At 52.1% G+C, this 22,106-nt stretch carries 19 protein-coding genes; 6 read left to right on the top strand and 13 right to left on the bottom strand.

The window, feature by feature from the left end:
* Positions 1 to 25 precede the first annotated feature (25 nt).
* A complete protein-coding gene (locus ACSTTO_RS03125) occupies positions 26 to 1,495 on the top strand; it encodes a glutamate synthase subunit beta (RefSeq protein ID WP_439271679.1) in 1,470 nt (489 codons plus the stop codon).
* An 83-nt stretch (positions 1,496 to 1,578) separates the two neighbouring features.
* Here the strand turns inward: ACSTTO_RS03125 and ACSTTO_RS03120 are convergent, their stop codons facing one another.
* Together ACSTTO_RS03120 and ACSTTO_RS03115 are read right to left on the bottom strand one after the other, a co-directional pair.
* Entirely contained in the window at positions 1,579 to 2,862 is a 1,284-nt protein-coding gene (locus tag ACSTTO_RS03120) for an SGNH/GDSL hydrolase family protein (RefSeq protein WP_439271678.1), read from the bottom strand.
* A gap of 98 nt (positions 2,863 to 2,960) precedes the next feature.
* Positions 2,961 to 4,196, bottom strand: a complete 1,236-nt coding sequence (locus ACSTTO_RS03115; RefSeq protein ID WP_439271677.1) for a lytic murein transglycosylase — start codon at positions 4,194 to 4,196, stop codon at positions 2,961 to 2,963.
* 627 nt (positions 4,197 to 4,823) lie between these two features.
* Between ACSTTO_RS03115 and galU the strand changes: the two genes are divergently transcribed.
* Positions 4,824 to 5,717: a UTP--glucose-1-phosphate uridylyltransferase GalU gene (galU, locus tag ACSTTO_RS03110; protein ID WP_439271676.1), complete on the top strand. Its 894-nt coding sequence runs from the start codon at positions 4,824 to 4,826 to the stop codon at positions 5,715 to 5,717.
* Between the two features lie 89 nt (positions 5,718 to 5,806).
* On the opposite strand, the gene ACSTTO_RS03105 is transcribed toward galU, so the two are convergent.
* Complete coding sequence (locus tag ACSTTO_RS03105; protein WP_439271675.1) at positions 5,807 to 7,315, bottom strand: outer membrane beta-barrel protein; 1,509 nt, start codon at positions 7,313 to 7,315, stop codon at positions 5,807 to 5,809.
* Positions 7,316 to 7,581: 266 nt separating this feature from the next.
* On the opposite strand from ACSTTO_RS03105, the gene ACSTTO_RS03100 reads away from it, so the two are divergent.
* Entirely contained in the window at positions 7,582 to 8,577 is a 996-nt protein-coding gene (locus ACSTTO_RS03100) for a KpsF/GutQ family sugar-phosphate isomerase (protein ID WP_439271771.1), read from the top strand.
* Positions 8,578 to 8,686: 109 nt separating this feature from the next.
* Here the strand turns inward: ACSTTO_RS03100 and ACSTTO_RS03095 are convergent, their stop codons facing one another.
* The 8 genes from ACSTTO_RS03095 to ACSTTO_RS03060 form a co-directional block, all read right to left on the bottom strand.
* Positions 8,687 to 9,145, bottom strand: a complete 459-nt coding sequence (locus ACSTTO_RS03095) for an NfeD family protein (protein WP_439271770.1) — start codon at positions 9,143 to 9,145, stop codon at positions 8,687 to 8,689.
* A complete protein-coding gene (locus ACSTTO_RS03090; RefSeq protein WP_439271674.1) occupies positions 9,142 to 10,176 on the bottom strand; it encodes an SPFH domain-containing protein in 1,035 nt (344 codons plus the stop codon). The genes ACSTTO_RS03095 and ACSTTO_RS03090 overlap by 4 nt, the downstream gene beginning before the upstream one ends.
* 59 nt (positions 10,177 to 10,235) lie before the next feature.
* A complete protein-coding gene (gene hemH / locus ACSTTO_RS03085; RefSeq protein WP_439271673.1) occupies positions 10,236 to 11,282 on the bottom strand; it encodes a ferrochelatase in 1,047 nt (348 codons plus the stop codon).
* A 265-nt stretch (positions 11,283 to 11,547) separates the two neighbouring features.
* Positions 11,548 to 11,925: an outer membrane lipoprotein Omp10 gene (omp10, locus tag ACSTTO_RS03080; protein WP_439271672.1), complete on the bottom strand. Its 378-nt coding sequence runs from the start codon at positions 11,923 to 11,925 to the stop codon at positions 11,548 to 11,550.
* A gap of 254 nt (positions 11,926 to 12,179) precedes the next feature.
* On the bottom strand, positions 12,180 to 12,872 hold the full coding sequence (locus ACSTTO_RS03075; protein WP_439271671.1) for an aminotransferase class IV family protein: 693 nt from the start codon (positions 12,870 to 12,872) through the stop codon (positions 12,180 to 12,182).
* Positions 12,872 to 14,059, bottom strand: a complete 1,188-nt coding sequence (locus ACSTTO_RS03070; protein ID WP_439271670.1) for an aminodeoxychorismate synthase component I — start codon at positions 14,057 to 14,059, stop codon at positions 12,872 to 12,874. Before ACSTTO_RS03070 ends, ACSTTO_RS03075 begins: the two co-directional genes overlap by 1 nt.
* Before the next feature lie 5 nt (positions 14,060 to 14,064).
* Positions 14,065 to 15,888 (bottom strand): M3 family oligoendopeptidase, encoded by a 1,824-nt coding sequence (locus ACSTTO_RS03065; RefSeq protein ID WP_439271769.1) that lies wholly within the window; start codon positions 15,886 to 15,888, stop codon positions 14,065 to 14,067.
* A gap of 462 nt (positions 15,889 to 16,350) precedes the next feature.
* Positions 16,351 to 16,542, bottom strand: a complete 192-nt coding sequence (locus ACSTTO_RS03060) for a hypothetical protein (protein WP_439271669.1) — start codon at positions 16,540 to 16,542, stop codon at positions 16,351 to 16,353.
* Positions 16,543 to 16,682: 140 nt separating this feature from the next.
* Here ACSTTO_RS03060 and mepK point away from each other — a divergent pair, with 140 nt between their 5' ends.
* A complete protein-coding gene (gene mepK / locus ACSTTO_RS03055) occupies positions 16,683 to 18,509 on the top strand; it encodes a peptidoglycan L,D-endopeptidase MepK (RefSeq protein WP_439271668.1) in 1,827 nt (608 codons plus the stop codon).
* Between the two features lie 73 nt (positions 18,510 to 18,582).
* Here mepK and ACSTTO_RS03050 read toward each other — a convergent pair whose 3' ends face one another.
* Positions 18,583 to 19,221 carry a 2-dehydro-3-deoxy-phosphogluconate aldolase gene (locus ACSTTO_RS03050; protein WP_439271667.1) on the bottom strand — a complete coding sequence of 213 codons (639 nt, stop codon included), beginning with the start codon at positions 19,219 to 19,221 and terminating at the stop codon, positions 18,583 to 18,585.
* Positions 19,222 to 19,325: 104 nt separating this feature from the next.
* Entirely contained in the window at positions 19,326 to 19,940 is a 615-nt protein-coding gene (locus tag ACSTTO_RS03045; RefSeq protein WP_439271666.1) for an N-acetylmuramidase family protein, read from the bottom strand.
* Positions 19,941 to 20,212: 272 nt separating this feature from the next.
* Here ACSTTO_RS03045 and trhO point away from each other — a divergent pair, with 272 nt between their 5' ends.
* Entirely contained in the window at positions 20,213 to 21,136 is a 924-nt protein-coding gene (gene trhO / locus ACSTTO_RS03040) for an oxygen-dependent tRNA uridine(34) hydroxylase TrhO (RefSeq protein ID WP_439271665.1), read from the top strand.
* Positions 21,137 to 21,352: 216 nt separating this feature from the next.
* Entirely contained in the window at positions 21,353 to 22,096 is a 744-nt protein-coding gene (gene modA, locus ACSTTO_RS03035; RefSeq protein ID WP_439271664.1) for a molybdate ABC transporter substrate-binding protein, read from the top strand.
* Positions 22,097 to 22,106 lie beyond the last annotated feature (10 nt).

Genomic DNA, 22,106 nt, shown 5'->3' with positions numbered 1-22,106 from the left:
TCCGGAACAGAACAGGTTTATTAAAATGGGTAAAGTTACAGGTTTTCTGGAGATTGACCGGCAGGTTGCACAATATCAGCCGGCATCTGACCGTATCAGGCATTTTCGTGAATTCACCCTGCCGATGCGTGATTGGGAAGTGCAAAAACAGGCCGCGCGCTGCATGGATTGCGGGGTGCCGTTTTGCCATGGCGATAAAAGCGGTGACAGCGGCTGTCCGGTTAACAACCAGATTCCGGATTGGAATGATCTGGTTTATAGCGGGCAATGGGAAGAGGCGATTGCCAATTTGCATGCCACCAATAATTTTCCGGAATTTACCGGCCGCATCTGCCCCGCGCCTTGTGAGGAATCCTGCACGCTTAATTTGGAAGATATGCCGGTGGCGATCAAAACCGTTGAACAGGCATTGGCGGATAAAGCCTTTGAACTGGGGCTGATCAGCCCGCAAATTGCGGCGGTTAAAACGGATAAGCGGGTGGCAATTATCGGCTCGGGGCCTGCGGGGCTTGCGGCAGCGCAACAATTGGCGCGTGCCGGCCACAATGTGGATGTTTATGAGCGCGAAAGCCGCATTGGTGGTTTGCTGCGCTATGGTATTCCGGATTTTAAGATGGAAAAACATCTGATTGACCGGCGCATTGCCCAGATGGAAGCAGAGGGCGTGACATTTCATTGCAGTGCGGAAGTGGGGCGCGATATTGCGGTGAAAGACCTGCTTACGCAATATGATGCGGTGCTTTATTGCGGAGGCGCGGAAACACCGCGCGATCCGGCTTTGCCCGGCTCTGATTTAAACGGTGTTTATGATGCTATGCCTTATCTGGTACAGCAAAACCGGCGCAATGGCGGTGAGGATGAGCAATCCCGCGCATGGGCTGTTGCGGACAGTATTTCTGCGGCAGGCAAGCGGGTTGTTGTGGTGGGTGGCGGTGATACGGCTTCCGATTGTATCGGCACGGCTTTTCGTCAGGGTGCAGTGCAGGTAACACAGCTTGATATTCGCCCCGAGCCGCCTTTGCGTGAGAATAAATTGGGGGTGTGGCCTTATTGGGCAACCAAAATCCGCATTTCTTCCAGTCAGGCGGAAGGGGCACAGCGTGAATTCCAGGTGGCAACCTTGGGTTTTGGCGGCGAGGATGGCCGGCTCACCCATGTTTTATGCTGTTCTGTTGATGAAAGGCGCAAGCCGGTTGCCGGTACGGAATTTATTCTTCAGGCTGATCTTGCCTTTATTGCGCTCGGGTTCAGCGGCCCTGCAAAACAGGGCATCTTGCCGGAACTGGGGGACAGGCTGAAGCTTAAAAAAGATGCCCGCGGCGGTGAAACAGTGCTGGCTAATGAGGTGGATTATCAGACATCGGTGCCAAAGCTTTTTGCGGCAGGTGATGTGCGCCGCGGCCAGTCGCTGGTTGTGTGGGCAATCCGTGAAGGCAGACAGGCTGCCCGCGCCATTGATTTACATTTGATGGGGGTGAGCCTGTTGCCTGCCTGAATAGCCTGTCCCGCTGATTGGCGGGACAGGGTCTGTGCGCATTTGCGAGCCGTAGCCACCTCATTTATGGCTTGCAAATATTCTCAGGGGCGCGGCCAGTGAAAATTATCTGCCCGCCCCAAAGGGGCAGCTTTTGGCGCTTTGTACTGTTGGCTTGTTTTTTCTGCAGGCATTGTATCGCCAAGCAGTTGGCCGCTATTGTCCTGATCCAGATCGCTGATCCTGACCGGTGCGAGGCGGGTTATTTCTTTTTGCACAGGCATGGCCATGCGCTCATTGCTTTTTCTTTCTGCGGCTGTGTTATCGGGCATATTGGCGGCCTCCGGTGCGCTCAGGCCGAGCAGCCGCTGCAAAGGCTTTTCTGCATAAAAAGCCAGTTTGCGCTTGCCCGCGGCTGTCATGCTGATGCCGTCATTGCCGCGCAGGCGCACAGTCTGCCCGTTTATGTCGACGCCGGTTTGGGTGAAGTTGCCTTTATCATCCACAAAACCGTCCCAGATATCGGCAAAAACAAGCTGCGGTGAGGCATCGGTTGTTTTGTCCGCTTTGGCGGCTTGCTGGCTGACTGCCTGTTTTGCCGCTGCATCATAGATTGCGTTGAGTGATAGCATTGTTTTTGACAGGCCGGGCGATTGATAGGGTGGTTGCCCGATCCAGACAACCGGTATGCCGGATTTTGCAGTCACCTGTAAAAACGCCTCAACCCGTGCCTGATAGAGGTTTTTCCACTCATCGGTATCTGGTGCGGCATTTATATCCTGTTGCGTCATCGTCTGGCGGTCATTGGCGCCGATCATAATAACAAGAGCCGCCGGTTTCTGCTCTGCCAGAAGTGCCGGCAATTGCTTGTTCCAGTTATAGTAATCCTGCCTGACAAAACCTGATGAACCATTGCTGCGATTGATAATCTGCACATCCGGCCTTTGCGAAAATGTTTCATTCAACCCTTCTGAAAGGCTGCTGGCGGTGAAATCACCAATGACGAGAATTTTTTTTGCATCCGGATTTTTGGCCACGGTTTCAGTTATCGGCGGCGGAGCGATCACAGGTTTTGGTTTGGCAATGACAGGTTTTTTCTTCACCGGCGCCGATGTGCGGCGTTGGGGTTGCTGAACCCGAGGGCGCGTATATTCCGGTTGTTTTTGCTGCCGGTTATTACCAAAAAGAAGATCAAACAATGTGCGCCGTTTTGGCGCCTGCGGGGGATATTGCTGTGCAAGAAGAATTGAATCTTGCGGTGCGGATTGTTGCGCGTTAACCGGTATGACAAGCAGAAAAAGCACTGCCAGACAAAAACCCGCCATGGCATAGCGCAGATAATGGCGGGCAATTTTCAAACTGTTTTGTGCGGGCATCGGGCAATGCATAACCGGTATTCCCCTGTAACAGAGGTATCAGACCGGTTCGGAGCATTTCATCACTTAGAAAAATAAAATATTCCGGAGCCGGCCTGATCAGGCTTAATTTAGCGGCGGCGCAGTATGTTGAGGACTTCCTTGCTAGGATGCCCGTCAGCCTGCAAGCCGTTGCGCTGCTGGAAGGCTTCAATCGCCTTGCGTGAACTGGAGCCGATTTTGCCGTCAATATTGCCGCTGTAATAGCCAAGGGCACGCAAATGTGTCTGTAATTCTTCACGCTCTTTCATGGAAATTGGTGTGAAGGGGCGGTTCCAGTCGCGCACAAGGCCGCTATAGCCGGCAATACGATCTGCCAGCAAGCCAACAGCCAGCGCATATTTATCGGCATTATTATAGCGTTTGATAACAAAGAAATTCTTGGTCATCAAAAAAGCGGGACCGTTTCTGCCATCCAGAACTTTGAGAGTGGCTTTTTCCGTATTGCTTGGAAAAGGGCGGCCATTGGCGCGCACAAGCCCCAGACGGCGCCATTCGGCAATTGTGAGAGATCCGGCGGGAAATTTGCCTGATGGCGGCAGGACAACTTCATAGCCCCATGTGCGCCCAGGCTCCCAGCCGTTTTTTCGCAGAAGATTGGCAGCGGTGGCCAAGGCATCCGGCACGGAATTCCAGATGTCGCGCTTGCCATTGCCATCAAAATCCACAGCATAGGCCTGATAGCTGGTCGGAATGAACTGTGTGTGCCCCATAGCACCTGCCCAGGAGCCGCTTAAATGGCCGCGGTCTATATCGCCGGTCTGGAGAATTTTCATGGCGGCAATCAATTGGGTGCGGGCATATTTGGCGCGGCGCTGATCGGCATAGGCCAGTGTTGCCAGCGAGCGGATTGCATCACGCATGACATCCGGCCGCTGCATCATTTCGCCGTAGCCTGTCTCCATCGACCAGATTGCCAGTAATATGTTTTTATCCACGCCATATTGCCGCTCAATGGCCGCAAGTGCCTTGCCCCATTTGCGCGCCATAGCCTGACCGGTGCCGATGGAATGTTCATTGACACGATTATCCATATAATCCCAGACCGGTGCCACAAATTCCGGCTGATAGCGGGCTTTTTGCAGTACTTCAGGGTCAATATCATTAACACCTGCAAAAGCACGGTCAAAAGTGGCGGGTGTAATGCCGTTTTGAATGGCGACGGGGCGGAAGCCTGAAACCCATTTGCGGAATTGCGCATCAGCAGAAGCATAGCCGGTTGACAGGGCGAGCGAAAGCACTGCGGCAGAAACAGCTGTCGCGGTTTTTTTCAGCAGGCGACTGTTAAAAATTGGGGTTCGAAGCATGCTTTTCTCCCTGAATATATAAAGTGCATTCCGTAATCCCGCGGCTGTAATTCCGCGGCTCGTAATCCCGCGGTCTTTTGGCGATTATGTTACGGTTATGCCAATAGGATAAATCAATGACAGGCTTTGATTTGATCTGTCTTGCGTCCATTCTTTATGACATGCGGAAGTTAGTAATTAGTTTACCATGCAGCTGCACAATTATAAAACGACAAACAATGTCTACAGGCAATGTTTACGGGTAATGATCAGGGGTTAAGCGGCAGGAATTTGTGTGCGGGAGGAGGCCATAAATTTTGCGAATCAAGACATGACGGGGAACCAGTCTGGACAGAGGCAAAGACTGGAGCAGGGCAGAGGCAGGGGATGACGTGTTTTTTTTAACAGGGGCAGATTGAGCGCGTATTGAAAAATCCGGATAATTTTGAAGCTTTATGCTCAAATCCGTTAATAATCGCACATGAAAAGTGACCTTAACTTATAGAAAAGACAGGTTTTTTTCATAGTTTGGCTGTATTGGCTCTTATAGTTCCGCATAAAATAAATGTGGTATAGAAAATATATTTGTTTCCACTTTTATTGATCTGAAATGTAACCGCGTCTTATGGGCGTATCACGGGAAGAGATATGAGTTCAGTTAAAAAAATCCGCAAGGCAGTTTTTCCTGTTGCAGGGCTTGGAACACGATTCCTGCCGGCTACCAAATCTGTGCCGAAGGAAATGCTGACCGTTGTTGACAAGCCTGTCATTCAATATGTGGTTGATGAGGCGCGTGAAGCGGGAATTGAACATCTGATCTTTGTAACCGGACGCAATAAGGCGGTGATTGAAGATTATTTTGATGCGCAGGTTGAGCTTTATACAACCCTGCAGGAGCGCGGCAAGCTTAATGAGCTTAATCATATGCAGGAATTGCAGCCGCAACCCGGTACCACCAGCTTTACCCGCCAACAAGTGCCGCTCGGCCTTGGCCATGCGGTGTGGTGCGCCCGTGAAATTGTGGGTAATGAGCCTTTTGCCCTGCTGCTGCCGGATATGGTGATGCAGTCGAAAAAAGGCTGCCTCAAAGAAATGGTAGAGCTCTATGAGCAGACCGGCGGCAATGTGATTGCCGTGCAGGAATGTGACCCTGCAGAAGCGCATAAATATGGCATTGTTGGCAAGGGCAAGGCAATCGGCAATGGTTTTGAAATTGATCAGATGATTGAAAAACCGGCCAAGGGCACTGCGCCGTCTAATCTCTATATTAATGGCCGCTATATTTTACAGCCGGAAATTTTTGAGCTGCTGAGCAAGCAGGAAAAAGGTGCGGGCAATGAAATTCAATTGACCGATGCCATGCTGAAACTGGCCAAAGAACAATCTTTCTACGGTTTCAATTATCAGGGACGCACATTTGATTGCGGCTCAAAGGAAGGGTTTATTCAGGCCAATGTGGCTTTTGCCCTGTGGCGGCAGGATATCCGCCCGCTGGTTGAAACCAGCATTGAGGAGCTGCTAAAGACGATCAAGCTTGCGTAATCCTGACAGGAAACCGCTCATATTCTTTATGAATACAAGTGCTCGGAACAAGCCGGTTATTGACCGGCTTGTTTCTTTTTTACCAATATTCAGCGGCGCATTTTGACGCCGAGATAGACACTGTTGCTGCTATATTTGCGGCTTGCCACATCACTATTAATGAATTGATGGCGCAATTTGCCGTCCACACCGAAGAAGCGGTTAAACCAGTAAGTTGCGCCGATTTCCGCCCCCATGCCAAAATCAGTGCCGCTGCCGTCGCGATTATCACGCACGGAAGCATCAAGGCGCATATTCAGGCTCAAATCAGAACGGATGAGCCGTGTGACATCAATATTGGCAAGATAGAGAATGGAGGAATTGCCGCCAATATCCGGGCTGCTGTCAAGATATGTGTGCAGCCCCAGCCGCACATCGGTGCCACGCTGCGGCGACCAGTTCATGGCTGCATCCAGTGAAAGGCCACCGGTATTTTGCAGGCGGTCATCGCTGGTGCGTGCGCCGATATAACCGACAGAAAATTCACCATTGAGCTTTTCGCCGCTATTAATTTGCAGGCCTGCGCGTAAACCAAGCTGTGTTGCATTGCGGTCAAGGCCGTTATCATTTTGGTAAAGACGCCGGCCAACCTCAATTTCCGCAAAGGGGCGGATAATGGCGCTAAGCTCAAAACCGCCGCGCAATGTCATGCTGACATAGGTATTGTTGCGGTCGCTTTGATCCAGTTCCGCACCATTGAAGAGTTTGGCCTTGCCATAGCGTGTATTATTGACACGGGCGACGGCGCGGGCAAAAATTTTGCCGATGTCACGCTCAATACCTGCCTGCGCTGTGGTGCTGTGCACCAGAGGGCGGGTGCGAGCGGCACCGATCCCATTGGGGTCAGAGGCATCCTCACGGTTAACGGAATAGCCAAGGCCAAAATTCAGGCGGGTTTCATCATTCAGGTCAAGCCGCAAGGCCGCATCAATCTGCCCGCGCGGATTGGAAACATATTGGCCGGAGAGATTTTTCTCAAACAGGCCGGAGGCATCAAGTGTTGCCAGATGGCGCGCCCAGTCGGAGCGCATATTGAGCCGCAATGCAGTCTCAGAAAGGACGGCGCTGCTGCCGGAGGCGCTGTTATCGGCATTGCTGGTAGCCCGTATCCCCTGATCAAGTGATGGACGCAGGATAAAACTGCCAGCGCGTATGCCCTGCGGCTCGAACGGATCGGCATTGAAAGCGGTGCGCGGGCGCGCATCAATGGCACCTTGCGGCAGGTTTTCGCGGCCAATGCGCAGGGCTCTGCCCTCGCCATCCGTGCCGGTGCGCTGCCCGGTGGCGGCCTCTGTCAACAGGGGGGCGGCATCAGGCAGGGCGGGGGCGGTATTTTGTGTAATAACCGGCTCCTGCAGGATAATGCGGCCATTGGCATCATAGGTAACTGGCGGCTCATCGGGCAGGGCTGCGGTCAGATCATCTTGTTGTGTGGCGTTGATTGTCTGCGCCTGCACAGATACCGCTGAATAAAGCACAATACCGGCCAGCAATGCTGCCTTGTGCAGTTTGCATGGGAACGGCAGGGCGCCGCGCCCCGTATCAGCGGTCTTCTTCATGGCCACATCAGAACCTGATAATAAAATAAACTGCCAAGCCGCAACTGCGAAACGGCGCGGCTTATCCTCAGACGGTAAATGATTATGGTTAATAGATAGTTTCTTATGCCGGTAATGAACTGGTTCTGTTTATATTTTGCCAAACCGGCTTACAGGCGTGCCATATAATTTCTGGACAGGCAGGCGCTTAAGTTTTACTGGTCTTGTAAATTTGCAGAATAGAATTGCGGTTTCCATATAGAAGGCGCAACCGGCATATCCGGCCGATCAATGAAGAGAGAAGTCCATTGAGCAATCACAGCCCTGCTATCCGCTCTGCCCTCCATACACTTGCCGTTGAAAAGGCGGGTGTGAGCGCATTGGAAGAAGCGTTGCAAAACGGTCTTGCGGAGCCGTTTGACCGTGCAGTTGAGATCATTGCCGCAAGATCAGGCCGTGTGATCGTGACCGGTATTGGTAAAAGCGGGCATATCGGCTCCAAGCTTGCGGCAACTTTCGCCTCAACCGGTACGCCGGCCTTTTTTGTTCATGCAGCCGAGGCCAATCACGGTGATCTTGGCATGATCAATGGTGAAGATGTTATTCTGGCCTTGTCGTGGTCGGGGGAGACATCAGAGCTCAAGGGCATTGTCAGCTATTCACGCCGTTTCAAGGTGCCGTTGATTGCATTGACCTCCGGCAAGCAATCGGCGCTGGCGCGCCAATCGGATGTGTTGTTGCTGTTGCCAAAAGTGGCAGAAGCCTGCCCTTTGGGGGCGGCGCCTACCACATCCACATTAATGCAATTGGCGCTGGGGGATGCTCTGGCATTGGCCTTGCTGGAAAAACGCGGCTTTACGGCAACGGATTTCCGCGTCTTTCATCCGGGCGGCTCGCTTGGCGCAAGCCTCTCGCATGTGAAGGATATTATGCACCGTGGTGATGAGCTGCCGCTGGTTAAGGTTGGTACAGCCATGCCCGATGCAATGCGTGTTCATTCCCATAAGCATTTTGGCTGTGTCATTGTGGAAAATGAGGATGGCACTCTGGCCGGTATTATCACGGACGGGGATCTGACGCGCAATGTTGACCGGCCAATGGCATCGTTGAAGGTGGATGATATTATGACACGTAAGCCAAAAACGGTTGGGCCGGATGAACTGCTCGGCTCAACACTGGCATTGCTCAATGAAGCGCGGATTGGCGCGGTGATTGTGGTGGAGAATAACCGCCCTGTGGGTTTGGTACATTTTCACGATTTGCTTCGTGCCGGCGTAGCCTGAAGGAAATAATGCGTAGTTTGAAGCAGATAATGCGTAGCCCGGGCGGAAGGCATAGTCTGAAGAATATGCGGGTTTCAATAAAAGGCGGCTGTCAGGCCGCCTTTTATTTTCATTCTGTTTCTTCAACTTCCAGCAGGCCATCGTGATAATTGCGCACGATTACGACAGCGCCTGTTGGCAAATCCTTACCGGTGATACGCCATAATGTATCGTCAAAACGCGCGCGCCCGTGGCCATTGATAATCGGCTCTTCAAGTGTGGCACGCATACCGATCAGCTGATCGGCGCGGCGGTTAAGCAAAGGTTCATCGCTTTGCTGACTGCGCGGGTTGAAAAAACGCCGCCCGACCAGCACAAAAATCACCGAGAGAACCAGAAACAGCAGCAATTGCAGTTGCCATGCAGCGATAAAGCTCACTCCCGTAAACACCACAAGGCTGGTTACCAGAGCGGCAAGCCCGATCCAGATCAGAAAAATACCGGGAGTTACAAGCTCCAGAAACAGCAGGATAAGGCCAAGGATAACCCAGTTCCATGCTCCCAGTGCGGAAAAGAATGTCTCCATCAGCGTGATCCTGATGGAGGAACACGGCTGCCCGTCGGGGAGGGGTTTTCCGCAGCGCCGCCCTTAACGGATGAGCGGCGCGGTGCGGGCTGCGGCTGAGATATATTGCCATCTGCATTATTGCCGAAAACCTCTCTGGCGATCGCGCCGATGCCGCCAAGTGTGCCAATCAGCGATGAAGCCTCAAGCGGCATCATGATTACCTTATGATTTTTGGCGGCTGCCATATCTGCCAGTGCTTCGGTATATTTCTGAGCGACGAAATAGTTCAGCGCCTGCACATCACCCTGTGCAATGGCTTCAGATACCATTGTGGTGGCCTTGGCTTCCGCCTCTGCCAGACGTTCGCGTGCTTCTGCCTCACGATAGGCGGCTTCGCGCTTGCCTTCGGCTTCCAGAATTTGCGATTGTTTCAACCCTTCTGCGCGTAAAATTTGCGCATTGCGGTCGCCCTCGGCTTCCAGCACCTGTGCGCGCTTGTCACGTTCGGCTTTCATCTGGCGCGCCATGGAATCAATCAGGTCTTTGGGCGGGTTGATATCTTTGATTTCAACACGGGTGATTTTGATGCCCCAGGGATGCGCTGCCTGATCCAGCACGCGCAGCAGGCGGTCATTGATCGCATCGCGGTTGGAGAGCAGTTCATCAAGATCCATCGATCCCATGACTGTGCGGATATTGGTCATGGTCAGATTGAGAATGGCATATTGCAAATCCGCAACCTGATAGGCTGCCTGTGCGGCATTGAGCACCTGAAAAAACGCTACCGCATCCACAGATGTTGTTGCGTTGTCGCGGGTGATCACCTCCTGTGTGGGCACATCCAGCACCTGTTCCATCATATTGAGGCGTGCGCCGATACGGTCGAAAAACGGCACGATCATATTCAGCCCCGGTAGCAATGTGCGCGTATAGCGGCCAAAGCGTTCAACAGTAAAATTTGACCCCTGAGGGACAATCTTAATGCCGGCATAAAGGGTGAGAATAACCACAATTGCCAAAATCAATAAGGCCAGATTACCGCCAAATTCCATTGTTGTTCCTCTTTATTATGCTGCAGGGCAGCCTGATGTAAACCGGAGCACCGGGTTTCTTAAACCCAGCCCTGTAATTCACGGCGCACAAGATGCTCAATCACCCGCATTCCATGGGCTGTGTCATTCAGGCATGGGATATGAGTAAAATTTTCCCCGCCATTTTCATGAAATGCCTCTGCGGCCTCATTGCCGATCTCATCCACTGTCTCAAGACAATCTGCCACAAAGCCCGGATTAAATACAGCAACGGATTTGATGCCCTGTTTTGGCATATCCTCGATGGTTTTATCCGTATAGGGTTGCAGCCATTCCTCAGGGCCAAAACGCGACTGGAATGCGCTGATCATTCTTTTTTCATCCAACCCCAGCCGTTCACGCAGCAGGCGCGTGGTTTCCAGACATTGTTCATAATAAGGATCGCCGCGGCGGGCATAGCTTTGCGGAATGCCGTGATAGGAGGCTACAAATATTTGCGGCTCAAAATCAAGCTGCACCAGATGCTCCTCAATCGAACAGGCAAGGGCATCAATATAGACCGGATCATTCTGGTAAGATGGTATGGTGCGTATAGCAGGCATGAAGCGCAATTTGTTCAATGCATCATTGAGCTTTTCATTGACGCTGCCGGTGGTGGAGGAAGAATATTGCGGATAAAGCGGAAAAGCGACAATGCGCGTGCAGCCTTGTTCACGCAGGCGGGTGAGCACATCTTCAATTGAAGGCTTGCCATAGCGCATCGCCCAATCCACCACCACATTGCCAAAAGCCGACAAGCCGGCGCCAAGCTGCTCGCTTTGCGAGCGGGTATAGGTGCGCAGCGGCGATTCATTCTGCTCATGGTTCCAGATGCGTGCATAGGCAGCGCCGGATTTTTTAGGCCGCGTATTAAGAACAATGCCGAATAATACCGGATACCAAATGGCTTTTGGCCATTCGATTACGCGTTTATCCATCAGGAATTCGCGCAAATAACGGCGCATGGATGTGAAATCCGTACCGTCCGGTGTTCCAAGATTGATCAGCATCACACCGGTTTTTTCCAATACCGGTTTTGCGGCTGCCGGTGCGGAGGTGGCGGATTGGCTCATCATATTATCACACATAGTTTTTCCCGATTTTGACAAGGGGGCTGTCCCGATCCTGAACAGCGGAAATTCCCGCCTTATCAAGGCGGGAAACCGCCGCACATATTCGCTCATATCATAGCAGGACTATGCCCTGTATGACCAGCAGTTAAGCATAATATGATAAGAAAAATCAGTTTTAAATCCGGCTTTTGTGCCGTGCGCGAGCCGCTTGTGCCAAAGTGTTTATATTGACGAGCCTGTTGCGATTTCGCGCAGGCAACAGGCTCTGATGTCAAAAATCTTAAGCCCGCCTTGTGAGCGAGAACTGGGCACCGGTTGATGTGGTGCAATTGAGCTGCGAAGGCGTGACCTGTGCGCAGTTAACTTTTGAAATTGTGCCGCGCACAATGGAGCGCATATCAATTTCAACCAGACGGGGCGAAAGATAACGATAATTGCCTTCAGCCAGTTTTTCGTTGGTATCAGTTGTGCGGGTTTCAAAAATACCGCCATTGAAATTTGAGGTAATGCCATTGGCATCCACCCAGCTGCCATCAATACCGGTATTGGCCGGACGGGCGGGAATGTTGCCGCCGCCATTATTGATCGGGCCGTAAGTGGTACAGGCCGCCAATGCAGCAGCCAGACAAAGGGATGCGGCCGTGCGGATTGTTTTCATAAGCGTGCTCTCCCGGAATCCTGTTAACTTTTTCTAATAATTTGATGTATGGAAATGCAGACAAATACAAGCAACCAGACGCATTTTAAGCCATGGCTGACCGCTGACCAGCTTATATATGTTGCTTTTTTGTCTCATAATCTTTGCATTTGCGCAGGTAAGGCATAATTTCAGATATTAATACATTATATTATCACTGTGCAATTTTCATGGCTTATGGCCTGCAGGGATAGGCTGCTTTTCTTCAGACATGCTCAAATAAGCTCAGCACTGATCAGCCCGCGCAGGGAATTGCCGACATAAATCCTGTGAGCCTGTTTCAGGTGTTGCTCTGTGAGTATTTCTTCACGGGCTTTGCCCTGTTGCAGCAGGGTTTTTCGCAAAACCCCGTCCAGCAGGCCGCAAGTAAGCGGGGGTGTCAGCAGCAACCCCTCACCTGTATCTGCAAATAATGTGGTGATCGTGCCTTCGCAAAGCTGATCTTTTTCATTAAGCAACAGCACTTCATCAGCCTGACCGGCGGTATATTCTGCCCGCGCTGCTTCATAAATCGCGCGTTTTGTGGTTTTGTGACGCAAAAGCGGGGCAGTGCTGTTTTGGCGTGTTCTGGCAATGGCCAGTTTCCATATGCCTTGCGGTGGCAAGGCCTGAAAAGGTGTGGCTGTTATGCCGGAAGAACCATCTGCCGACAGGCACAGGCGAAGACGCAGATTCTGATCATGGTTTGCATAGGGCTGCAACTGTGTGCGGATGGCTTGTGCATTAAAACTGAAGCCGAGCTCCTGTGCAGAGGATTGCAGACGTTGCAAATGTTGCTCCAGCCGTAAAAACCCCCGGCCTGGCTCATAGCGGAAAGTCTCAATTAAATTGAAATCGGGAAGGCCGGAATCAGGAAAACCGGAATCAGGGGTGCCGGAAGAGGTGCGGGCAGAATCGTTATTTGCCATCACTGATCCTGCGTGCCTGATATGGTTTCGGTTCCGGTGGCATAACGGGCTTTTAGCAGGCATTCGGCATATTCGGCTTCAGCGGTTGAATCATAGACCACGCCGCCGCCCACATTCAGCACCGCCTCCCCCTGCGGATAGAGCGATAAGGTGCGAATGGCCACATTGAACTGCATCGCACCGGAAGGGGCAACCCAGCCAACGGAGCCGCAATAAATATTGCGCGGCTGTTGCTCAAGGTTACGCAGAATGCTCATGGCGCTGATTTTGGGAGCGCCGGTAATGGAGCCGCAGGGAAACAGGGCTGCAAAAATTTGCCGCAAACTCAGGCCTTGCAGCAATTTTGCCCGCACATGGCTTACCATTTGATGTACGGTCGGGTAACGCTCAACATGGAACAGTCTGGGCACGGAGAGGCTGCCCACTTCGCTGATCAAAGAAATATCATTGCGCAGCAAATCCACGATCATGCGGTTTTCAGCCTGACTTTTCTCATCATTGATAAGAAAGGCGCGATAGGCATCATCTTCCTGCATTGTTGTGCCGCGGGGGCTTGTGCCTTTCATGGGATGGGTTTCAATCCAGCCTTCTTTATCTATGCTGAAAAACAGCTCCGGCGAACGGGAAAGAATAACAGGGCCTTGCCCCTGTGGTGTGAGATTGACATAGGCGCCATAACGCACAGGCTGGCGCGTGCGCAGCATGGCAAACAGGGTTTGCGCTGTGCCGTGATAGCGGGCATGAACCGGAAAGGTCAGATTGCCCTGATAGCAATCGCCTTCACGCAAATGCTGATGTAAGCGGTTGAAACGCTGCCGATAACCCGCTTCTGTCCAGCCGGCGCGGAAATCCGACAGGAAGGCATTGCCCTGATTGTTTATCGCCGGTGTTTCAGCTGGCGCTTGTGTTGGCGGCTTGCTGAATATGCCAAAACAGATCAGCGGTGTGCGGCGTTGTTCCGGCAGCAAGGCGGCCAGTTTTGGCTCCAGAAGATAGCCCGCCTCATAGCTCAGATAGCCTGCAAGCCAGTTACCCTGACGGCGTGCCTGCTCAAGCGCGGCAAAACCTGCTTCAAATTCTGCCGGATCGCTGACCACAACCAGCCGGTCAGGCGCATTGAACAGCAGGGCGTGCTGTTCAATATCGTCACAAAACAGGATAAAGGGCGTATGAGAGCTGGGTATCACGCGGATCAGTCTTCCATTGCTTCAAGTTCATCAATCATGCTTTCAATGACTGATAAGCCCTGCTGCCAGAAGGCCGGATCAGAGGCATCAAGGCCAAATGGCGCCAGCAATTCCTTATGGTGACGGGTGCCGCCTGCCTTGAGCATATCAAAATATTTGTCCTGAAACCCTTCAGGATGTTGTTTATACACGGCATAAAGCGAGTTCACCAGACAATCGCCGAAAGCATAGGCATAGACATAAAATGGTGAATGGATGAAATGCGGAATATAGGTCCAGAAGCTCTCATAACCCGGATTGAGGCGGATGGCCGGCCCCAGACTGGCGCGCTGCACATCCATCCAGATATTGCCGATCTGTTCTGCGGTTAGTTCGCCATTCCTGCGCTCCGTGTGTATTTTGCGTTCAAACTGGTAAAAGGCGATCTGACGCACAACCGTATTGATCATATCTTCAGTCTTTTGCGCCAGCATGGCTTTGCGCTCACGTTTGGTTGTTGCTTTGGCAAGCAGAGACTGGAAGGTGAGCATCTCACCAAATACCGATGCGGTTTCGGCCAGTGTCAGCGGGGTGGAGGCCATCAAGGCCCCTTGTCCGGCTGCCAGAACCTGATGCACGCCATGGCCAAGTTCATGGGCAAGGGTCATCACATCGCGCGGTTTGCCCAAATAATTGAGCAGGACATAAGGATGGGCAGAAGGCACGGTCGGATGGGCAAATGCGCCGGGTGCCTTGCCCGGGCGGCTTGGTGCGTCAATCCAGTTTTTATCAAAGAATTCACGGGCAATTTCAGCCATTTCCGGCGCAAAACCTGCATAGGCATCAAGCACGGTTTGTTTGGCCTCATCCCAGCTGATTGTGGCCTGTGTGCTTTCCGGCAATGGCGCATTGCGATCCCAGTTTTCAAGCTGTTCAAGGCCAAGCCATTTGGCTTTCAGTGCATAATAGCGGTGTGAAATGCGCGGATAGGCTGCCTCAACGGCTGCAGCCAGCGCATCCACCACTTCCCGTTCAACACGGTTGGCAAGGTGGCGGCTGTCGGCAATATCCTCAAAACCACGCCAGCGATCAGAAATTTCCTTATCCTTGGCCAGTGTATTGGTGATCAGTGTGAACAGGCGGAGATTTTCATCAAAAGTTTTGGAAAGTGCGGCTGAGGCTTTTTTGCGGGTTTCGCCATTGGCATCCTGCAACAGGGTGAGCACCGGCTCAATGGGCAGGGATTCACCATCGATTGTAAAGCGCAGGCCGCTCATGGTTTCATCAAAAAGGCGGTTCCATGCGCCAAAGCCGGTGACGGATTTTTCATGAAACAGGGCTTCAATTCTGTCATCAAGCTGATAGGGCTTTTCTTTGCGCAGATCTGTAAGCCATGGTTTGTAATGCCCGATAGCAGGATTGGCTCTGACAGCCTGATCAAGCAAAGCATCATCAATACGATTAAGCTCCAGCGAAAAAAAGATCAGATGGCTGCTGGCATCGGTCAGTTTTTGCTGCACGTCACCGTAAAGTTTTGCATTGGTCGTGCTCAATGTGTCATCGGCATAAAGCAGCCCCGCATAGGAATAAATACGCCCCATCAGCTCTTCAAGCTGTTCAAATTCCTTGATGGCATTGGCAAAATCACCGCCTTGCGGTTTGGAAATCTCAGCTTCCAGCCGGCCTTTCCATTTGGTTTCAAACGCTGCGGCACCCTCTGCTGCAGCTTTCAGGTCGCGCTTTAATTCCGGGCTATCTGCACAAGGGTAGAGATCGGCAAGGTTCCAGCGCGGCAGATTGTTGAAATCCGCCGGTGTTGCGCCCTGTTGCTTCGGCATATCGGCGGGCATACGGATAAAATCTGCCTGGCTGGATAAATTCATGGCTGTTCAACCTCATACGATTCTTTTTCTCTGTGCTGACTATATAGGATGTTCTGTGGCAGAATTCATGAATTTCAAGCGGTGTAACCGCGTAAAAAATATCGGGCATTGCAAAATGCGGTGCAGGCTTTTCAAAAGGGGGGGATAAAGGAGCGGAAAAGATAAAGAATGGTGGCTGTGGCGGGGGAGGGGCAATCTCTGCACGGCGCCGCATAATGTATAAAAACGCATTTTGGCGCATTATTGTGTGCCGTTAAGTGGAGCCATTACCGGAAATGCTGGCAGTATCCCATCACTTTGCGTTACAAAAAAGAAATAATGTGAGTTTAAAAATACATATTCTGCCTGAAGCTGTGACGGCCTATCATTGTAATAATAAATGATTTTTCTGCCTTTTTGGGATAACTATTTTAGTGATTAATTAATATATTAATGCGGCATATGGCTGGAATATTGAATATTATCAATCAGATGGTGCATATATGCAACAGTACTGCCTTGATGCGGGCGGCGTGCATCACCGGCGTGTAAAATCACTTCATGCACGCTTTGGTTGTAAAACCTGTTCATAACTTCTTTACCATAATGAAAAGCTCTTCCCAGATGTAGTTTTTTGGCCATGCTGAAAACTCATTGTCTGTTCAATAAGTGTCTATTAACCATTAAATCCGATATTCGTATGAGTAGCGTGACTGTAAACGGTAAGGCATTCGAAATTGATAAACAGCAAAATATCCAAACTGGCAGGCTGGGCAGGCAGAGTGTTTAAACTCGGTGCACAGCTGGCACTTGTTTTCACCGCTGTTACAGCTCTCGCGCCGTCTCAGGCTTCTGCTGAAACACGGACGCTGAAACTGCATTTTGTGCATACCGGTGAAAAGGCAGAAATCGCTTTTAAAAAGAACGGCAGATATCTGCCTGCCGGTTTGCAAAAGCTGAATGTCTTCTTGCGTGATTGGCGCCGCAATGAGCCGACCAAGATGGATCCGCGTCTGTTTGATCTGGTCTGGCAGGTTTATCAGGCTGTAGGCGGGCGCGATTACATAACCGTTGTATCGGGTTATCGCTCTCCGGCAACCAATTCCATGTTGCGCTCACGCACGCGCGGCGTTGCCAAAAGCAGCCAGCATATGCTGGGCAAGGCGATGGATTTTTATATACCGGGCGTGCCGCTGAAAAAACTGCGTGATACGGCGCTGCGTTTTCAGGTTGGCGGTGTGGGCTATTATCCGACCTCCGGCTCGCCTTTTGTGCATCTTGATGTTGGCAGTGTGCGCCACTGGCCGCGCATGAGCCGCCGTGAGTTGCTGGCCGTTTTTCCTGATGGCAAAACCATTCATGTTCCAAGCGACGGCAAGCCGTTGCCGGGTTATCAGCAGGCGCTTGCCGCTTATGAAGCACGCAAGGCTAAAGGCGGCGCTATTATGATGGCTTCGGCAAAACCAAAGAGCAAATCGCTGTTTGGCATGTTGTTTGGCGGTGGCGCGGATGAGGAAGAGGATATCAGCGAAAGCAGCGGCCGTGCGGTAGCCTCCGCAGCCCGCCCTGCACGTAATGCCCCCGCACCTGCGGCTGCGGTTCCTGCCCGTCAGGCTCCGGTGCCGGCAGAGCCAAATCGCGCAATACAGCCTGAGCCTGCCGCGCAGACCCTGATCGCCGCATTGCCTGCGCGCGATGCTCCGGTGCCGGTAAATGCCCCGCGCCCTGCGGCTGCGGTGGAGATGACGCCGGATACTGCTGCTGCAATGGCTTTTGCCGTGCCGGTTCCGGTAAAACGCCCGCAAACCGAGGCGGATACACAGCTGGCTATGGCGCCGCCGCCGCCAAATACGCTTGAGGCGCAGGTTTATGCCGGTGCAACAGGTCAGCCTTCTGCACCGGAGCGCCCCGCAACAGATAAGATTGCAGCACTTGCAGCAGCTGCAGATCCAAGCCCTGTGCTGAGCGGATATGTGCCGGTTCCGGTGCGCCGTCCGCAGGCTGCAGGGCAGGCGATCAGCACGGTTCTGGCTTCTGAGGCGGTGCCTGAAGCCCGCCCTGAAACCGGGCAACAGGTTGCCATGGCTCATGATGAGCCGCGTGAGGATAAGATTGCAGATTTGCTGAACAGCGAGCATACAGCCTCTATTCCTTCCGCGGTTCCCGCGCGGCGCCCGCAGGCTCCTGCACAACAAGTGGCTATGATTGCCCCGCAAAACGCCGAAATGATCCGCAGTGATGTTGCTGTTGCCGCAGATGTGCCTTCAGGTAAAACAGGGCGTCTGGCGCATAAGGCCACGATACCGGTGAATGCTGAGAACACACGCACCACTGCCAAGGCAGGGCGCAGCGAGCGGCCGGCGGCAAAAGCGCGGGCCGGTGTGGTGCAGCCGGCAGATGTGGCTGGTGATGGCGTGATTTCCAAGGAATCTGTTGCAAAGATTGTCCCTGTGTCCAATCCTGTGCTGCGTAATGATGCCATGCGCAAGGCGCCGACAGTGGTTTATACGGCAGGTTTCCAGAAGGATCTTCCTACGGCCAATGCAAACCGCTTTACCGGCAATGCTGTGACATTCATGTCAATCGCCAAATTTTCAAAAACGAACTGACAGGCTTAATCAGGCCGGCAGATAGAACAAGGGAGCCTAAAGGCTCCCTTGTTTCTTTTTAATTATGCGGGATTTAAGCTTTAAGCTGTGCCGCGGCGGCAGCCAGCGCAGTAATTTCATCCCACTTGCCGTCATTGACCAGCTCTTTGGGGGCAACCCATGAGCCGCCGACACAAAGCACATTGGGCAGTTGCAGATAGGCGGCGGCATTGTTGAGGCTTATACCGCCGGTGGGGCAGAAAAAACTACCTTGAAGCGGTGAGGAAAGCGCCTTGAGATAAGCTGCGCCGCCTGCCTGTTCAGCAGGAAAAAATTTGAGATGGCTGTAGCCGCGCTCGCGCAATGCCATTATTTCGCTGGCGGTTGCGCAACCGGGCAGCAATGGGACGGGGCTGTTATCGGCGGCGTTTAAAATTGCCTCTGTTGCTCCGGGGCTGACGACAAACCTGGAGCCGGCAGCAACAGCCTGTTCATATTGTGCGGCATTGAGAATGGTTCCCGCACCGGCTATGGCTTCCGGTACCTCACTGGCCACAAGGTGTATTGCCTCAAGTGCTGCCGGTGTGCGCAGGGTGATCTCAACCGCAGGCAGGCCGCCTTTGGCAAGCGCGCGGGCAAGAGGTACGGCATAGGCGGCCTTATCAACCAGCAAAACAGGAATAACGGCTTGCCCGGTCATGACAGGGATCAGAGTTTCGGTTTTCTGCGGCATTTCACCCTCGATAATTTTTATAATCGATTTAACGCGCGGGGGAATTTTTGTCCAGACTTGTGCTGTATGGATGATAAATACCTTGATATGCCGGTTTGTTTTTCTCAGGCGGACAGCGCCTGAAAAGGCGGAAAAAGCGGCAGATAGGATGTATAGGCCTGCGCCAGCTTGAGGTCATATTTGTTTTTTGAATAATTGGGGCCGTTATAATTATGGGCAATCTTCTGCCATTCATGATTGTTCACAGCGTTGCGCAAATGGCTGTAAATAATGAAGCGAACCATCAGATCAATCTGTTGTTTTACAGAGCGGCGCACATCTTCTACCAGTGCAGTAACAGAAGGATAGCCAAGCCAGTGCCAATGGGCGCCCATCACTTGCCCGATACCCCATGAGGTGGATTCATAGGCTGCATCACGGTTGATTGCCGCTGCACGATTGAGCAATATCCAGCGCGCAGCCTGATTTGGCGAATTGGCAATGGCACCGGCCTTGGGCGAGGAGAGGCCGAGCGCGCGTGCCTTTGCCTGTTCTGCGGGGCTCAGGCGTTTGTCAAAATAATGACCTTCAAAACGGATCAGGGGCTCATCCCGCCCCTGAATGCGGGTCGTTACAATGCCGCCGCTTTCTATTTGCGCAATGGCGGACAGGGCGGCAGGATCAAGATTTTGCTCCTGTGCTGCCTGCAGCATCAGTTCCCGCGTTTTTGCATCAAACATAGTGCGCTCCCTATGGTGTGATTTATGCCGTTTCAACGGTTTGTATTGTGTCATGCCTGATCAGGGAGGGGGATAAATTTGCCGCTTTTTTTCCTGAAATTTATGACAGGAGGCGTGAGGAGAGATCAAATATCTTGAAATCAATGCTGACCGGCGTTAGGCAAACAGCGGCAGATCAGTCTGTTTTATGGTGCCTGATTGTTCCGTGCCGGAAGATCAGGCAGGTTAAGGGCAGCGCCTTTGCGAGGCGCAAGGCTACTTGAGGTATTTCTATGTGTGAAGCACATTTTACTGTTGCTGCGCTTTATTGTTTTGCGCGGTTTCCGGATTTTGAAAAATTTCAGTCACCCTTGACTGAACTTTGCAATGCGCAGGGTATTAAAGGTACCCTGCTGCTGGCGGCAGAGGGGATTAACGGTACTGTTGCGGGCAGTAAATCCGGTATTGCCGCGCTGATTGATTTTATTGAAGCTATTCCTGCCCTGCAGGCGCAGAATATTGAGCTTAAATATTCAACAGCCAGCCTCATGCCTTTTAACCGCATGAAGGTGCGTCTTAAAAAAGAGATCGTGACAATGGGCGTTGAGGGCATTGATCCGCTGCAAAGCGTTGGCACCTATGTGCAGCCGCAGGACTGGAATGCGCTGATAGACGATGAAAACACGATTTTGATCGATACGCGCAATGATTATGAATATGCGATCGGCACATTTAAGGGTGCCATTGATCCGAAAACCAAAACTTTCCGTGAGTTTCCGCAATGGGTGAAAGATCATCAGGAGGAGTTGCAGGGTAAAAAAATTGCCATGTTCTGCACCGGCGGCATACGCTGTGAGAAAGCAACGGCCTTTGTGAAAAGTATGGGCTTTGAGGATGTGTTTCACCTCAAAGGCGGCATTTTAAAATATCTTGAGGATATGCCCGTGGAAGACACACGTTGGGAGGGCGAATGTTTTGTCTTTGATGAGCGTGTCTCTGTCGGCCATGGTCTTGTGGAAGGTGATGTGGAGCTGTGCCGTGCCTGCCGCAATCCGGTGACACCTGAGGGCAAATTGTCGAAATTCTATCAGGAGGGCATTTCCTGCGACAGTTGCTATCATGAGCGCACTGATGCTGACCGCGCCCGTTATGCCGAGCGCCAAAGGCAGGTGCTGCTGGCCAGACAACGTGGTACCGGGCGGCATATTGGCGATTAATTGCCGTATTGCATTTTTTAAAGGCTCTTCATTGGAAGAGCCTTTTTTGTTCCTGGCCTTTGCTGGCCGATGCTTATGCCACTATGCGGGCTGTTTTGACTGTTTCAATATTTCGCACAGGTTGAATTTATGGCGACCTGACGTGTCGTTTTATTTGCTTGATGTGCGGTGCGGAAATCGTTATGCATAGAGAAATATAATGGAAGAGGGAAAGCTATGTTAAGAATTCTGGTTGCGCTCGGTTTTCTGGCCGGTGCGGTTCTGCCGGCGGCTGCGGCAGAAAAAATTGTGGTTTTTGCTGCTGCCAGCATGAAAGATGTGATTGATACAGCGGCAGAAAAATTCAAAGCGGAAAATGGTGCCGAAGTTTCGGCTTCCTATGCATCATCCTCTGTTCTTGCCAAGCAGATTGAGGCTGGCGCACCGGCAGCAATCTTCATCTCGGCAGATCTCGACTGGATGGATTATGTGCAGGAGCGCAAGCTTATTGATAATGAGTCTCGTGCAATCCTTGCCGGTAACGCACTGGTTATTGCCGGAGCCAAGGATGCCAAACCTGCTGACGCTTTGGAAATTCTAAAAGCCGGACGTTTCTCCATGGGCGATCCTTCCAATGTGCCTGCCGGTAAATATGGCAAGGCCGCGCTGGAAAAACTGGGAATCTGGGCTGATGTTTCCGCCAATGCGGTTTTTGCTGAAAATGTGCGTGTTGCACTGCAATATGTTGCCCGCGGCGAGGTAAATGCCGGCATTGTTTATGCGTCTGACCGTGCACAGGTGCCGGAGCTGACGGAGGTTTACCGTTTCCCTGCTTCCAGCCATGCGCCTATTCTCTATCCTGCAGCGCTTGTTGGCAAGGCTGATGATAATGCAAAGGCTTTTCTTGCTTTTTTGCATAGTGATGCAGGGCAGGCAATTATTGCCGAAAAGGGTTTTGTGCCGGCCGCTGAAGCCAAGTAAAACAGTTTGA

The sequence above is a fragment of the Pseudochrobactrum albidum genome (genome assembly GCF_051851455.1).
GTDB lineage: Bacteria > Pseudomonadota > Alphaproteobacteria > Rhizobiales > Rhizobiaceae > Pseudochrobactrum.
The sequence above is the reverse complement of the archived record's forward strand: the minus strand, read 5'-3'. Positions and strand labels throughout refer to the sequence as shown.